Source organism: Methylobacillus draconifructus (assembly GCF_045984385.1).
Classification (GTDB): Bacteria; Pseudomonadota; Gammaproteobacteria; order Burkholderiales; family Methylophilaceae; genus Methylobacillus; species Methylobacillus flagellatus_A.
In genome coordinates this window covers 242,304-258,062 of sequence record NZ_JBJQIJ010000003.1, presented here as the reverse complement: position 1 = coordinate 258,062, position 15,759 = coordinate 242,304, and the positions used below count along the sequence as shown (strand labels likewise).

Annotated in this window: 11 protein-coding genes; 5 read left to right on the top strand and 6 right to left on the bottom strand. The window is 58.5% G+C overall.

What is annotated here, in order from left to right; all coding sequences use genetic code 11:
- The first annotated feature begins 1 nt into the window (after position 1).
- Positions 2–820 carry a ChbG/HpnK family deacetylase gene (locus tag ACKF11_RS07525; RefSeq protein ID WP_407996569.1) on the top strand — a complete coding sequence of 273 codons (819 nt, stop codon included), beginning with the start codon at positions 2–4 and terminating at the stop codon, positions 818–820.
- Between the two features lie 44 nt (positions 821–864).
- Here the strand turns inward: ACKF11_RS07525 and ACKF11_RS07520 are convergent, their stop codons facing one another.
- Positions 865–1,389, bottom strand: a complete 525-nt coding sequence (locus ACKF11_RS07520) for a hypothetical protein (protein WP_407996568.1) — start codon at positions 1,387–1,389, stop codon at positions 865–867.
- A 243-nt stretch (positions 1,390–1,632) separates the two neighbouring features.
- On the opposite strand from ACKF11_RS07520, the gene ACKF11_RS07515 reads away from it, so the two are divergent.
- Both ACKF11_RS07515 and ACKF11_RS07510 read left to right on the top strand, forming a co-directional pair.
- Entirely contained in the window at positions 1,633–3,240 is a 1,608-nt protein-coding gene (locus tag ACKF11_RS07515; protein ID WP_407996567.1) for a glycoside hydrolase family 17 protein, read from the top strand.
- A 42-nt stretch (positions 3,241–3,282) separates the two neighbouring features.
- Positions 3,283–5,859 carry a glycosyltransferase gene (locus ACKF11_RS07510; RefSeq protein WP_407996566.1) on the top strand — a complete coding sequence of 859 codons (2,577 nt, stop codon included), beginning with the start codon at positions 3,283–3,285 and terminating at the stop codon, positions 5,857–5,859.
- A gap of 119 nt (positions 5,860–5,978) precedes the next feature.
- On the opposite strand, the gene ACKF11_RS07505 is transcribed toward ACKF11_RS07510, so the two are convergent.
- The 4 genes from ACKF11_RS07505 to glgC form a co-directional block, all read right to left on the bottom strand.
- Entirely contained in the window at positions 5,979–6,899 is a 921-nt protein-coding gene (locus ACKF11_RS07505) for an ROK family protein (RefSeq protein WP_407996565.1), read from the bottom strand.
- 47 nt (positions 6,900–6,946) lie between these two features.
- Positions 6,947–8,971 (bottom strand): alpha-amylase/4-alpha-glucanotransferase domain-containing protein, encoded by a 2,025-nt coding sequence (locus ACKF11_RS07500; RefSeq protein ID WP_407996564.1) that lies wholly within the window; start codon positions 8,969–8,971, stop codon positions 6,947–6,949.
- Positions 8,972–9,004: 33 nt separating this feature from the next.
- Positions 9,005–10,753, bottom strand: a complete 1,749-nt coding sequence (locus ACKF11_RS07495) for a glycoside hydrolase family 57 protein (protein WP_407996563.1) — start codon at positions 10,751–10,753, stop codon at positions 9,005–9,007.
- 61 nt (positions 10,754–10,814) lie between these two features.
- On the bottom strand, positions 10,815–12,098 hold the full coding sequence (glgC, locus tag ACKF11_RS07490; protein WP_309565197.1) for a glucose-1-phosphate adenylyltransferase: 1,284 nt from the start codon (positions 12,096–12,098) through the stop codon (positions 10,815–10,817).
- 195 nt (positions 12,099–12,293) lie between these two features.
- Between glgC and glgB the strand changes: the two genes are divergently transcribed.
- Both glgB and ACKF11_RS07480 read left to right on the top strand, forming a co-directional pair.
- A complete protein-coding gene (glgB, locus tag ACKF11_RS07485) occupies positions 12,294–14,471 on the top strand; it encodes a 1,4-alpha-glucan branching protein GlgB (protein ID WP_407996794.1) in 2,178 nt (725 codons plus the stop codon).
- 300 nt (positions 14,472–14,771) lie between these two features.
- A complete protein-coding gene (locus tag ACKF11_RS07480) occupies positions 14,772–15,050 on the top strand; it encodes a hypothetical protein (protein ID WP_407996562.1) in 279 nt (92 codons plus the stop codon).
- Here ACKF11_RS07480 and ACKF11_RS07475 read toward each other — a convergent pair.
- On the bottom strand, positions 15,047–15,637 hold the full coding sequence (locus tag ACKF11_RS07475; RefSeq protein WP_407996561.1) for a LysE family translocator: 591 nt from the start codon (positions 15,635–15,637) through the stop codon (positions 15,047–15,049). The two genes, ACKF11_RS07480 and ACKF11_RS07475, sit on opposite strands and share 4 nt — an antisense overlap.
- Between the last annotated feature and the right edge of the window lie 122 nt (positions 15,638–15,759).

Here is a 15,759-nt window from a genome sequence, read left to right as displayed (position 1 = left end):
AATGGCCATCCCTTTGATCATCAGCGCGGACGATTATGCCCAGGGGCCGGCCATCGACCACGGCATCCTGGAGCTTATCCGCATGGGACGCCTCACCGCCACCTCATGTCTGAGCCTCAGCCCGCGCTGGCGTGAAGCAGCCGCAGCCATCACCCCTGAGATCAGGCAACAGGCCGACATCGGCCTGCACCTGGATTTCACCACTTATTCCCGGCCCGTGCGGCACCCGCATCCGCAATTGGTCATGCGCAGCTTGCTGGGAAGACTGGACCGTCAGCAGCTAAAGGCCACGATCGCGCAGCAACTGGACGCTTTCGAGCGGGAAATGAACAGCGCCCCGGATTATGTCGATGGCCACCAACATGTGCACCAGCTACCGCAGGTGCCCGACGCATTACTGGACGAGCTGCAATCCCGCTATGCCGGGAAACTGCCGTGGATCAGGGTTTCGCATCCCGCGCATGACGGCGTGAAAGGCTGGGTGATCTCGGCTTTGGGAAGCCGGGCGATGCGCAGGCAGGCATTGAGCCGCGGGTTTGCCGTTACCGACACCTTGTTGGGCATCTATGCGTTTGATAGCAGCGCGGCCACTTACCAAAAGCAGCTGAGGAGATGGCTTGCCATGGCAGGCAAGGAAATCGGAGCGGGACGCCTGTGCGCCCTGATGTGCCATCCCGGACTGGCTGGCACGGACGGCACGGACCCGATCCGGCAGGCCCGCCCTGTTGAATACGAGGTGTTTTCCGGCCCCGGCTTTGCCGGAATGCTGCAGGAGCTGGACGTCCGGCCGGCAAAAGCCAGCCAATTGTTCGCTCGCTGATACCGCATGCTGATAATGAAACAGGCCCTTTCGGGCCTGTTTCATTATTGCGCCTTGCTGCTGCGCGGCGCTGTCGCTGCGGGTTTGGGAGGCGTTTTTTCCTGGCTCTTCTTCTCCAGGGCTTCCTTTTCCTCGGGGGTCAGCACCTTCATGACGCACTCTTCAGTGCCATAGCTGCCGCCGCTGTCGTCGGGCTCGAAGTATTCCTTGCGGAAACTCCACCTGTCCTTGCCTACCTTCTTGATCGTGGCGAGGCCGGTGCTGTGATCCACGTTGTTCTTCTTGTCGCGGATATTGAAACTGATCGCCATGCGGTTGCCGATGACCACCGCCTGGCCATGGTAGACCGTGGAGTTCACGGTTTCGGTTTCATAGTAATAGGCGCCGAACTTGCCATGGCTGCTGACGCGGTTGAGGCGCAATGCAACAACGAGGTCGTAAGCGCCAATGGAGGAGTTTTCCCCCTTGCATTCGTAAAGGCCGGTGTAGTTGACGCCGGTAAACGCTGGTTTTGCTTGAGCCAGGCCGGAAAAAGCCAGCATGGCCGAAACGATTATTACTTTTTTCATCCGAAGGACTCTGATTCTTGTGGCAATAGCGGGCTATTGTAACGCGTATATATGTCATCTCTGCAAGCCCGGGCAAATATTTCCTGCCAGGCCGGTGCAACCAATCCCATGCTGGACAGGTCTCAAACAGGCGGCCTTTTTGTATTTGCTGGCGAGGTGCTTTAATATAGTCCGTCGCAAAATCGCTGACCGAACGCGGCTTTCGCGACTCTCCAACAATACCAACATAAATTCATACAAAACATGCTAAAAACTGCTGCCTTGTGGCGATACAGTATCTTCAACCTCCTGTTAATTGCATTGTTGGCGCACTGGTTCTGGCAGCAAAACCAGCCGGTTGCATTGCCTGACCCTGAACTGCCAGCCAACGGCAAGCTCAACTGCGTTTCCTACGCGCCTTATTACGGCAAGGGAGAAACCCCTTTCATCGCCACTACGGTAGCAGATAAGTCCAGGATAGAACGCGATTTGCGCCTGCTCTCGGAACGTTTCGACTGCGTACGCACCTATTCCGTCAAGCAGGGCCTGGACTATGTTCCCGAAGCCGCGTCCAAACTCGGCATGAAGGTATTGCTGGGCGCATGGATAGGTTACGTCAAGCTCGAGAACGACAAGGAGGTCGAGCTGGCGATCGAGCTGGCAAACCGTTATCCCGACACGGTCAAGGGCCTGATCATCGGCAACGAGGTGCTGCTACGCAAGGAACAGACCGAGGATGTCATGCTCGCCTACCTGCAGCAGGCCCAGGCCAGCACCGAAGTCCCTGTCACCTATGCCGACGTCTGGGAATTCTGGCTCAAGCATCCCCGCCTGGAGCAAGCCGTGGACTACATCACCGTACACGTCCTGCCCTACTGGGAGGACGACCCGCAGAGCATAGACAATGCGATCCCTCATGCAGAGTTCGTCATGGAGACCATGGGCAAGACCTTCTCCAAGCCTTTGTTCATCGGCGAGACCGGATGGCCGTCGGTCGGCAAGCACCGCAACGCCTCGGTGCCCAGCCTGGTCAACCAGGCATCCTACCTGCGCCAATTCGTGCAGACTGCGCACAACAAGAACTGGAACTACAACCTGATCGAGGCCATCGACCAGCCATGGAAACGCGACCTTGAAGGCACTGTCGGCGGTTACTGGGGCCTTTACGATACCGGCCTGGAGAGCAAGTTCGAATTCAAGGGGCCGGTAGCGGAGCGCCGCGACGGCATCCAGCCATTGATCTGGGCCCTGACCGGCTTAGCGGTATTCGTCATCCTCACCCTGGCGCGCAAGGAGCGCAGGCTGCCCGCCCTGCTGGCGATGGGCTCGCTTGGCATCCTGACCGGGGCCACCGCGTACGTACAGTGGGGCTACCTGGTTGCCGCCAGCCGGGACACGATGGAGTGGATCGTGCTGGCCGGCATCAGCTTGGCCGGCATCGTTGCCCTGCTCAACTTACCCGCCTTGATCGCGCGCGGGCAAAACAAGCTGGCGCATAGCCTGTTGTTCGTGCTCGTGCTCGCCGGCATGGTCACCAGCTTCCTGCTGATCCCGAAAATGAGCTTCATCCCGCGCGATATCGAACTGCACCCGATGATCGGCTACGTCATCTATACGATAGACGGCCGCTACCGCAATTTCCCGCTGGCGCTTTACGCCCTGCCGGCATTGCAATACGCCATCGGCCTGGCCTTGCTGGGATTGCTACATCGCACCACGTTCGGCCGCTATCGCAAGCTCAACATCATCGCGCTGGCGACAGCATTGATTTGCCTGATCTTGGAACCGTTGAACACGCACGCACTCTTATGGCTAGGCGTGGTCGCCTTGCTCGCATATGCGAGCTGGCCGCGTAAGGGAGCCAGGGTTTGAGGGGGCGTCTGGCGTCAATAGTAAAAAACCAAAGACAACGATATGAAATTCATCAATAAATACAGCAAAGCCCTGATCATTGCATTGGCAGTCACCCTGCTGCATTTCGGCATTTGGGAGATCATCAACCGGGCGTTGCCGCTGATCGACGCGCCGCCCATCGTCAACGGCTTCGCCTACAGCGGCTACCAAATCGGGCAAAGCCCCCAGGAACGTAAATATCCCAGCACCACGGAGATATTGAAAGACCTGGAGCTCATGAAGAAGTACACCAACCGCATCCGTATCTACGGCGCGCTGGAAAACCCGGAAACCACCGCACTTGCCGCCAGAGTGGGGCTCAAGGTGACAGCGGGAGCATGGCTGGGCCCCGAGCATGAGGACAATCAGCGCGAACTGGAAGCCTTGCTGGCAAGGACGGCGGTATATCCCAATATCGAACGCATCATCGTTGGCAACGAGGCCATCCTGCGCGCCGACCTCACGGTAGACGAAATGATCGCCTACCTGGAAGAAGCGCGCCGCACCTCGCGCGTGCCGGTCTCCACCGCGGAGCCGTGGCACGTCTGGCTGCGCTACCCCCAGCTGGTCAAGCACGTCGACTTCATCACGGTGCACCTGCTGCCCTACCATGAGGGCCTGCCTGCCGAGAAAGCCGTGGATTACGCGTTGGAACGGTATCAGGAGCTGATCGACAAATACCCGCGCAAGAAGATCGTCATCGGTGAAATCGGCTGGCCGAGCAAGGGCCCCACCATCGATGCCTCCGTCGCTTCCAACGTCAACCAGGCCCGTTTCGTGCGCGAGTTCCTCGCCAAGACCGCTTTCGAACCTTACGACTACTATCTCATGGAGGCCATAGACCAGCCATGGAAGGTGAAGATCGAGGGCTGGGCCGGGGCTTACTGGGGCATGTTCGATGCGGAGCGCCAGGAGAAGTACTCCCTGCACGGCGCCGTGCCCAAGGACTTGCGCTGGGTGTCCAAGGCGTTATGGGGCTCGCTGCTTGCCTTCATTCCCATCCTCATCATTGCAGTGCGGTTCCGTACTTGGGGCACAGGGGCGCAGATTTCCCTGGCAATCCTGCTTCAGGCTTGCATCACCGTGCTCGTGGTCACCTGGAACCTGCCGGGAGACTACTACTATTCGCTGCGCGACATGATCATCCTGGTCGCCTTGATTCTTGCACTGCTCATGACCACAGCGGTGCTGATGACCTATGCCGTGGAGTTCAGCGAAGTCATGTTCAAGGGCTACTGGATCAGGGGCTACAAGCCCGCCGTTCCGGTGCCTGCGGAGCAGGAAGCCTTTGTTTCCATCCACCTCGCTTGCTACAACGAACCGCCCGAGATGGTAATCGCCACCATTGAAAGCCTGGCGCAGCTCGATTACACCAATTACGAAGTCCTCGTGATCGACAACAACACCAAGGACGAGAGCAAGTGGAAGCCGGTCGAGGAGTACATGTCCAGGCTGCCGGACAACTTCAAATTCTACCACTTGCCGCAATGGCCCGGCTTCAAGGCCGGCGCGCTCAACTTCGCGCTGCAGGAGACCGACCCGCGTGCTGAGGTGGTGGGCGTGGTCGATGCAGATTACGTCGTCACCCGCGACTGGCTGGCGGTGCTCATCCCGCACTTCTCGGATCAGGGCGTGGCCGTGGTGCAGGCGCCTCAGGCACACCGCGAATTCGAGAACAACTTCTTCCGCCGCATGAGCAACTGGGAGTTCGAGGGTTTCTTCCGTATCGGCATGCACCATCGCCATGAGCGCAATGCCCTCATCCAGCACGGCACCATGACGCTGGTGCGCCGCAAGGCCCTGGTCGATCTCGGCGGCTGGTCCGAGTGGTGCATCTGCGAGGATACGGAACTTGGCCTGCGCCTGCTGGAAGGCGGCTACGAGCTGCGCTATATCGACCGCGTGTTCGGCCGCGGCCTCACGCCTGCCAACTTCGAGGCCTTGAAGTCGCAGCGTTTCCGCTGGGCCTTCGGCGCGATGCAGATCCTCAAGCACCACCTGCCCAAGCTGCTGGGCAGGTCCACGCTCAGCTTCGGCCAGCGCTACCACTTCCTGACCGGCTGGCTGGGCTGGCTGGGCGACGGCCTGCAGTTGATCTTCACCATGAGCTCGATCGGCTGGACCCTGGCCATGCTGGCCTTCCCCAAGTCGTTCAGCCTGCCGGTCTCCATCATGCTGACGCCGGTGCTGTGCTTCCTGGTGGTCAAGGGCGCGTTGGGCCCCATCCTCTACCGCAAGACCATGGACTGCAAATGGTCCGACATCTTCGGCGCGTCGCTGGCCGGCCTCGGCCTTTCCCATACGATCGCGCGCGGCATCATGATGGGCCTGATCCAGAAACGCGGCGTATTCAAGACCACCAACAAGGGTAAGGCCGTCAAGGGCAGCATCTTCGGGCTGCTCACGCCTATCCGCGAGGAAGTCCTGCTATTGCTGGCATTGATCGTTTCCGCCGGCGCGATGCTCTACGCCCGCGGCTTCAGCAACCTCGATGCGCAGCTGTGGGTCACCATGCTGACCTTGCAATCCCTGCCCTACTGGAGCACGCTGGCCTGCCAGATCATTGCGCAACTGCCTGACAGCAAACCTAAAGCGTAAATTCCGGAAAGCAAAATCTCGGCAAACAAAAACGGCTATGGAATCCATAGCCGTTTTTTTATTTGGACGGCTTCATCTGCACGAACATCGGAGTGCCCGCAAAATCAGGCAATGCAATATCAGCCGTGCACGAGATGGGCTGCACCGATAATCCCTGCCTGGTCGCTGCTGCCGGATGCCTTGATGTCGATCTTGCCCTTGAGCACGGGAATCGAATCCTGGTCGAGCTGGGCATGCATCGCAGGAGCAAAATACGGCCAAGCCTGGCTCATGCCGCCTCCGATCAATACCAGTTGCGGGTCCAGGATCTTGGCTATATGGGCGATGGCCCGTCCCAGGTGCTGTCCGGCCAGGACGTAAGCCTCCAGGGCAGCGGCATCGCCCTGGGCCGCCCTGTCTGCAATGTCGCGGGCGGAGAGTGTCTCTCCCGTCGCAAGCGCATAACTCGTAATGACCCCTGGCGCGGCGGCATATTGCTCCAGGCAGCCATGGTTGCCGCAGCCGCATTTGCGCCCGCCAGGTTCCGTGATGATGTGCCCGACCTCCATGGCGATGCCATGCTCGCCTGGATAAGGCCTGGCGGCATGGATCAACCCGCCGCCTACCCCTGTGCCGAGGCCGATATAGACCATGCTGCGGGGTGCGGCTTCGAGCAACATGAACTCGCCCAATGCTGCCACCAGCGCATCGTTTTCCATCTTGACCGGCAGGCCGACCAGCCGGGACAGCTCGCCGGCGATATCCACGTTGCGCAAGCCAGGCAGGTTGGGCGACTGCATGACGTAGCCCGACTGCGGATCGATGAAGCCGGGAAAACCCATACCGATAGCGCCAACACCGGGGTACAGTTTGATCGCCTGCTGCAATGCGGAAAGGCTGATCCGGAGGATTTCCTGCAAGGCAATAGCAGGCGCATGCTGTTTGCAAATGGATGAGAAGTCCGCAGGAAACCTTTGTTCGTGAATGACTTTCCTGTCTTGCACCACCCCCGCCCTGAGGTTGGTGCCGCCGATGTCCACACCCAAGCTCAATTTAGCCATGACCGCCTGAACTCATTCCGATAATTAAAATTAATAAAATCCAATAACTATTTGTTTTTAATTATTTCAACACTCAATTCGATTCCGGAAGCAAGCTGGTCCAGCTGCCACTCCAGTATGATCGTCACCGCCTGCATAATCTTTTCAAACCCGGCTTCCGACTGGGAGACGGAAAAATGCGGATAGCTGAAGTAGCTGGCCGGAGCGCTACTGTGCAGGCGCACGGTGCCGCCGAGCACGTCATCGTCCAGGAACAGTTCCTGCCAGTCGTCCAAACTGAGCGGCTGTCCGAAGCCGCCCAGGATATGCCCCTGGCGGAAACGTCCTGCCGGTCCGTCGCAGCTTGGCATGGCCAGGTTGATTTCGACCCGCAGCCTGCCCGACACCTCAGCCGCATCCAAGGCCTGGTACGCTACGCGCAGCGTATTGCGCTCTAGCTTGTACTGCTTGCTCAGGAAAGCCGCATTGCCGCCTGGCAACCAGCCGGAAAACCCGGCCTTGGCAGCGCTGTCCTGCCGGTAACGAATCGGGATGTTGGCCCCGCTGTCCAGCCAGCTGTCATGGAACAATGCCTTGCGATAGGCATCGGTCTCGAGGTCGCCAGGCAGGATTTCATGCTTGGCGCCCATTTGCTCGTGCGGGTTGGCAATCCCGTCGCCTTGCTGATGCTGCTCGGGGGCTGAATGGATTTTGCGGTGGTAGTGTTCCGCCTGCCGGGTCAGCGTATCGCCGAAATTATGATTGAGCGCATAGCTGTCCAGCTCGACGATCGCCGCCGTTTCATCCAGTTTGACCACCGCTTGCAGCGTGCCATTCTGTACGAAAAGCTCGTCACGGCCGTCGAGGTCGATATCCAGCACCTGCGCAGCCTGGCGTTTCTCGACCTGGTCCAGCAACGCTTCCAGCCTGATCAGCGCATGGTAGACCGCGCGCCGCAAGTGCGGCAGATACAAGCCGCCGAACAGGCCATGCCAATAGGCATCGTTCGCCTGCGCCTCATACAGGACCTTCAGCATCTCGGCCGTCTGTAAGGCCGGTTCCAGGCTGTGGTAGCGCCGGGAAAGGCCCAGCATGCGCTTGTGCATCCAGTTGGACTCGGGATAGCGCATAAGGAAGTTGCGCCAGATGCCGCCCCGGACGAACGGCTTGGTGATGTCGTAGCGCTGGTGCTGCCGCTCCTGCGCCACTAGGTCGGCGTAATGGTGCGCCGCAGGCACGGGCAAGGACCATTCGTTCATCTCGATGTAGGAAGTGGTGGGCAGGTAGACCACGCCCTTCGTCCGCGCCTGCTGATGATAGTCGTTATAGCGCATGGGCTTGATCACTTCGGAATTGAGCACGCCTTCGACAAATTGGCGCAGCCATCCGCGTTCGTATACCCATTGATAGGTTTCAGGCCAGATACCGAATTTCTCGATGTCATCGAAATACACCGCGGCAGGCTGCCCTTCTTCCTCTTGGCCTGCCAGGCTTTCAAGATAGCGCACCACCTCGTCGGCAGGCGAGAACGGCACGCGGTAGCGCAACGCTTCGGAAATGGGGAACAGGTCGACATGGCGACCATCCTCCTCCGTCGTGTAAAACCCGTTCAATGCGGCGGCTTCCTTGCCTGTGCACATGAAATGGTAGTCATCCACGGTAACGTATTTGATGCCAGCATCCGCAAGCGCCGGCACGACGCCGGACTCCCAGACCCGTTCCGTCAACCATGCGCCTTGCGGCGCCTCGCCCAGCTCGCGCTGGAGGAAATGCGACAAGGTGTTGATCTGGCCGATCCGGTCCTGCACCGGGATGGAAGCCAGCACGGGCTCGGTAAATCCGGCGCCGAACAATTCCGCCTGCCCTCGCTCCACCATCTCGCGCAACAACGACATGTCCTCGGGAAATTGCTTGAGCATGTATTCCAGCAGCCACCCGCTGAGATGGATGGAGAAATGGAATGCCGGATATTCGTGCATCACCCTCAGGAACGGCCCATAGCACCTCGCATGGGCGTCGTCCAGCACGCTCTCGAAATTGCCTACCGGCTGGTGGGCATGTACGCCAAGCAACAACGCAACAGTTCTAGCCAATTCCTGCTCCCGTTCTATGGGTTAAATTGAGTGTTAAATCGACGATTCCACGGCCTGGCCGCGGCGCATGGTGCCGGCATTGGCTGCCGTGGCGTCTGCCGAGCCGCTGCTGATGGCCTGCCCCACGCTTTCCGGCACCTCCAGCTTGAGCAGGCTGTAGAGGTTGGCAAGGTTGCGGCGGAACAATTGGTCGAAGCTGCTCACGCTCAATGCCGAGTTGTAGTCGCCGAACCACCAGAACCAGTCCGATCCCTCGCAGATCGCCAATTGCCTGCTTGCGGCCTCGGCCTCGGCCTCGCTCAGCTTCCCTTCCTGCATCACGGCGTCGAATGCCTCCTTGGCTTCGCACAGCAGGTCCCAGCCCCGGTTCTTGTCGGTGCTGCCTATCCAGGTGCTGAAGCTGCCGTAGACCCAGCTGCCCGCCGCTATTGCCGGCAATTCGCCCATCGGCAGGCGGGAACCGGGTTTGAGAGATTGGGCAGCCAGCTCGCTCGGCGTGACCATGATGATGTTTTCGTGCCGGCTTAACGCCGCATAGAGCTGGCTCAGGAAGTAGTAGCCATTGTAGGGATAGTATTCCCAGGCATTTTCGCCGTCGAGAATGATGCTGACCACGGGCGACTGATCGCTAGTGTTCTGGGCATGGATATGTTCAAGGCTGCCGATAAAATCCGCCACGGCGTTATCCGCATGCTGGTTGGCATATTCGAAGCCGATCTTGTCCGACAGGTGGTCGTCGCGGAAAAAGCAGATGATGTGGTCCTTGCCATTGCTGACGCGGTAAGGCTTGTACAGGTATTCATGGCGCGGCGGCAGTTCGCTGGCGTCGAATGACTTGTACAAGCTGTTGGCCAGCACCCCTTCGCCTGTCGCGGCCCACTGCACGCCATGCTCGGCCAGCAAGGTCAGCGCCTCGTGCGACACTGCGCCTTCCGCAGGCCACATGCCGATGGGCGGTTTGCCGAACCGGCGCCGGTGCGAAGCCTGCGCCTCCTCGATATGAACCTTGGCACGCTGCTTGCCGTTCGGATAGTGCTGACTATGCGGCAATGGCGCGTATGGCATGGCGTCGCGCGTGGAACGGAAGTCCAGCAGCAACGGTAGGATGGGATGGTAATGCGGCGTGGTGGAAATCTCGACCTGCCCTGCCGACTCAAGCGCGCGATAACGCGGGATCAGGTTGCGGATCAGGTCGGCAATCACATTGAACAGGGTTTGCCTGTCCTCCAGGGTGAACTGGCTGCCCTTGCTCATGAGCGCCTGCACTTCCGGGTGGCTGCGCCTCACGCTCTCCCCGGTCCAGGCCAGGTGATACCACACGATCAGGTCGGCCATGTATTGGCCCGACAGGTAATTGAACATGCTCTTGCCGTACGGCTCGAGCTTGACGTACATGTTGTAAAGACACTGGTAATGCTGGAATGGCGCGAGCATTTTTTCATGGTGGCCCTTGAAGCAGCTGTGCAGGATCAGGCAGCGCTCATCCTGCGTCAGTGCCTTCATGTCCCGCTTGGCGAGCAGCGCCAGCAACGGGTCACGGATGTCGCCGCTGTCGAACTGTTCGACATAATCCTCCAACTGATCCAGCAGCACCGGCACGAAATTGAAGCTCACCCGCGCATCCGGATTGTTTTCCAGGTGGTAAGCCATGTCGGTGTAATCCTTGACGGCGTGCAGGTAAGTCCATGGCAACACGTATTCGCCGCTGAGGATGTCGCGGTAATCCGGCTGGTGCATGTGCCAATACAAATTGAGGTACAGCTTCGGAAGCGATGCAGTCATATCTACCTTTACTTGAAATAAAGCATGGATAATGCTGCCCGATCTGCGCCGGGTTCAAATGTCAGCGTATATAGTGCAGGTTCTGCCCCAGCATATCGGGCGTCACTAGCACCACGCCTTGCTCCGAGACATGAAAGCGCTTGCGGTCCAGCTCCAGGTTGACGCCTATCTCCATGCCGTCCGGTATGCGTGCACCGTTATCCACCACGACGCGCCGCAATGTCACATGCCGTCCGATATCGACCTTGGGCAGGATCACGGACTGCTCGATGCTGCTGTAGCTATTCACCCTGACATCTGAAAACAGCACGGAGTTTCTGACGCTGGCCCCGCTGACGATGCAACCGCCCGAAATGAGCGAATCTGTCGCCTGCCCGCGGCGCTCCTCATTGTCGAATACGAACTTGGCGGGCGGCAGTTGCTCCTGGTAAGTCCAGATCGGCCATTGCCTGTCATAGAGGTTCAGCTCGGGGACGACCTTGGTCAACTCCATGTTCGCTTCCCAATAAGCATCTACCGTACCAACGTCACGCCAGTAATAGTTGCCGTCGGCCGCGCCTACGCAGCTGTCGGTGAAGCGATGGGCGTACACGCGGTACTTCTTGATCAGGTAGGGAATGATGTCATGCCCAAAATCGTGCGAGGACTTCGGGTCGTCCGCATCGCGGATCAACTGCTCGTAAAGAAAAGCCGCGTTGAATACATAGATCCCCATACTCGCCAGCGCATGGTCGGGATCTTCCGGCAGGCTGGTCGGGTTGGCGGGCTTTTCCTCGAAGTCCACCACCCTGTCGTTCTCATCCACCCCCATGACGCCGAAAGCGCTGGCCTCCTTGAGCGGGACATTGATGCAGGCAACCGTCATGTCCGCCTTGTTGCGCACATGGGCGGCCAGCATCTGGCCGTAATCCATCTTGTACACATGGTCGCCGGCGAGAATCAGGACGAATTCGGCGCTGGTCTGGCGCAGAATATCCAAATTCTGGAATACGGCGTCGGCGGTTCCCTTGTACCATTCCTCCTGTATGCGCTGCTGCGCCGGCAGCAGCTCGACGAACTCGTTGAACTCGCCGCGCAGGAACCCCCAGCCGCGCTGGATATGCTGGATCAGCGTGTGCGCCTTGTACTGGGTGACCACCCCGATGCGGCGTACGCCTGAATTGATGCAGTTGGATAACGGGAAATCAATGATGCGGAATTTGCCGCCGAACGGCACTGCCGGCTTGGCCGTCCAGTTGGTCAAGTCCCTGAGGCGGCTGCCTTTGCCTCCGGCGAGGATGAGGGCTACCGTATTCTTGGTCAAGGTGCTGACAAAACGAGAAGAACTCAATTCATGCTGCTGCATTTTTGCCCCTCCTGATTTATAGTTTGGTCATATATCTTGTAACAACAGAGTGCGAACCGGGCCTATTCGCAATAGTCTTACTCTGTAGAACCATTATAGGCACGAAGTTTCCTACTAAGCTATAGGCAATTGACTGGAAAAGCGCTTCCCGCCTAGTTGTTCGGGAACTTACCATCTACAGAACACTGGGAACTTATTTTGACGAAACCAAAGCAAGACCCTCAATTCACTCACATCCTCAATGCGCGCCATCATGATCCTTTCGCGTATCTTGGCCTGCACCAGGACGGCAAGCAGTACGTCCAGCGCATATTCCAGCCGTTCGCAGAAAAAGCCTGGCTGCAGACCGCAACCGGCTGGGAACCGCTGCAGCGCAGCCACGAGGCCGGCCTGTTCGAATGGCAAGGCGGCACGCCGCCTCCTGTGCCATGCCGCATCAGGCTGGAGGAAGAAGGACGCAGCCGGGAAACCTATGACGCCTACTCATTCTGGACCGCCCTGTCGCCGGATGAGCTGTACCTGTTCGGCGAAGGCAGGCTGAAACAGGCTTATCGCACTTTCGGGGCCCATCTTTGCGAACAACAAGGCGTGCACGGGGTGCGCTTCGTGGTATGGGCGCCCAACGCGGAACGCGTCAGCGTTGTCGGCAGCTTCAACCACTGGGATGGCCGCATACACCAGATGCGCGTGCACGGCAGCAGCGGCGTATGGGAAATCTTCATCCCCGGGCTGACCAGCAGCGACCTGTACAAGTTCGAGATCCGCAACCGCCACAGCGGCCAGATCCTGACCAAAACCGACCCCTATGGCTTCAGCTTTGAACAACGGCCCGGCACGGCAGCCAAAGTCACGGCAAACGGTCATTACGCCTGGCAGGATGCGCAGTGGCTGGAGAAACGCGCCCAGGCCGACTGGCTGCATGCGCCCTTCAATTGCTACGAGGTCCACCTTGGCTCATGGCGCCGCAATGCTGATGGCGAATTCCTGACCTATCGCGAGCTCGCACACCAACTCGTGCCCTACGTGCAGGAAATGGGCTACACCCATATCGAGCTGCTGCCCATTTCCGAGCACCCGCTCAATGAATCATGGGGCTACCAGACAACGGGATATTTCGCCGTCACCAACCGGTTCGGCAGCCCGGATGACCTGCGCTACCTCATCGACCATTGCCACCAGGCCGGCATCGGGGTCATCCTGGACTGGGTTCCGGGCCACTTCCCCAAGGACGATTGGGCATTGGCGCGTTTCGACGGCTCGGCACTGTTCGAGCACGAGGATCCGCGGCTGGGCGAACACCAGGACTGGGGCACATACATCTTCAACTATGGCCGCAACGAGGTGCGCAACTTCCTGCTGGCCAGCGCGCATTACTGGCTGGCGGAGTTCCACATTGACGGGCTGCGGGTGGACGCCGTGGCGTCCATGCTCTACCTCGACTACTCCCGCAAGGCAGGCGAATGGCTGCCTAACCGGCATGGCGGGCGAGAGAACCTGGAAGCCATCGATTTCCTCAAACAGCTCAACATCATGGTGCATGAGGATTTCCCGGGCGCATTGACGGTGGCGGAAGAGTCGACTTCCTGGCCCATGATTTCACGCCCCGTTTACCTTGGCGGGTTGGGCTTTTCCATGAAATGGAACATGGGATGGATGAATGACACGCTCTCCTATATGGAGCACGACCCCATCCACCGGCGCTTCCACCACGACAAACTGACGTTCGGCCAGCTCTATGCCTATAGTGAGAACTTCGTCCTGCCCTTCTCGCACGATGAGGTCGTTCATGGCAAGCGGTCCCTGCTGGACAAGATGCCAGGGGATGCCTGGCAGAAGTTCGCCAACCTGCGCCTGCTCGTCACTTACCAAATGACGCTTTCCGGCAAGAAGCTCAACTTCATGGGCAACGAACTGGCCCAGGGACGCGAATGGAACGTCAACAGCAGCCTGGATTGGCAACTGCTTGATTCGCACTGGCACCAGGGTGTGCAGCGCCTGAACCGGGACTTATCCAACCTATACCGCCAACTGCCTGCCCTGCATGATCTCGATTTCGATTCCCACGGGTTCGAATGGGTGGACTGCAGCGATAGCGACCAATCCATCATCAACTACTTGCGCCGGGCGCGGGACGGCAGTTTTGTGCTGGTGCTGCTCAACTTCACCCCTGTTCTGCGCAGCGGCTACCGTGTCGGCGTACCCCAGGCCGGGCATTACCGGGAAATCTTCAATAGCGATGCCGAATATTACGGTGGAAGCAACCAGGGCAACGGCAACGGCCTGCAGACCGAAGCACAGCCATGGATGGGTCACCCGCAATCCCTCGTCGTCACCATTCCGCCCTTGGGGGGCGTCATTATTCAGCCAGGCTAACCTGCATAGAGCAACTGACAAAACGCTGTGAAGCGATGCTGGCCAGGCGGTCTGCCGCAGGCGGCGCAAATGACACGGCAAAGTAGAGCAACAGTTTTGTCAACCGCGCTCTTAATGCCGAGCTTAAATATCTCTCTCGAGCACGTCCGTGAACGTGCTTGAAATGATATATTCACGCATTGCCATTGACCTTCTCCCCCCCCCCAGATGAGTGAATACAGTGCCCTGGCCAGGCGATATGTTTATTCAAGCTTCTTCGTGTTGCTTGTTGGCTATGTTTTTCCGATGCTCGCTTTATTCATGACGGATATCGCCGACGATCCGTATGTGTTTTTCACGGGTTTAGGTTTCATGATCTTGTGCACGGCGGTTTCCATGGGCATGAATTTCATCACCGACCGCTACATCTTTGATATCAAATCGTTAAAAAAGGAATACAAAAGCCAATTTAGGCTACGTTTCCTCAAACGCCACCATCACCTGTTGCGCTTGCACCAGGCGACGGACTTCCTGAGCATCATGAACCTTTTGCTCAGCCCCGTCCTCTTCTACTACGTATCGCATCTCCATGGCCTTTAGCTGGCCAGGATAGGATAAATCGACGCAAGTAAGAGCAGCGCAGTGGCCCAGTTGAACGTCCGCATCCTGCCTGGCTGGGAAAGGACGCGGCGCAGCCCCACGCCGAATCCAGCCCATGCGCCAACGCAAGGGAAGTTCACTAGCATGAACACCACGCTCAAAGCCGCGACATCAGCCATGCTCGATGGATGCGGCAAATACGCAGTCAATGCAGCGACGGCCATGACCCATGCTTTAGGATTGACCCACTGAAACGCAGCGGCCTGCAGAAAACTGAATGGTTTTCCCAGTGTTTTTGTCGTGCCGTTCACCTCAGCCGTTGGAGCCGTCGCAATCTTGAGCGCAAGCCAGCAGAGGTAAGTAGCGCCCACATACTTCATCAATGCATGCAGGAAAGGATAACGCTCGAACAGGCTTTGCGCGCCCAAACCGATGAGCAAGACCATCAGGCCGAACCCGATGCTGATGCCCAGCAGATGCGGTAACGACCGCCTGAAGCCGTAGTTCAAGCCCGATGACATGATCATCAGGTTATTCGGGCCTGGCGTAATCGAGGACACCGTCGCAAACACAATCAAGCTCAGCATCAATTCCAACGAAAAATGAAACATGTTCAATACGCGCCGTCTATAACTGTTGTATTTATGTCAGCATAGTTGCATTTTTCACAAAAAACTTCACTTCCCGCTCCCCTTCCTAGCACTGATTT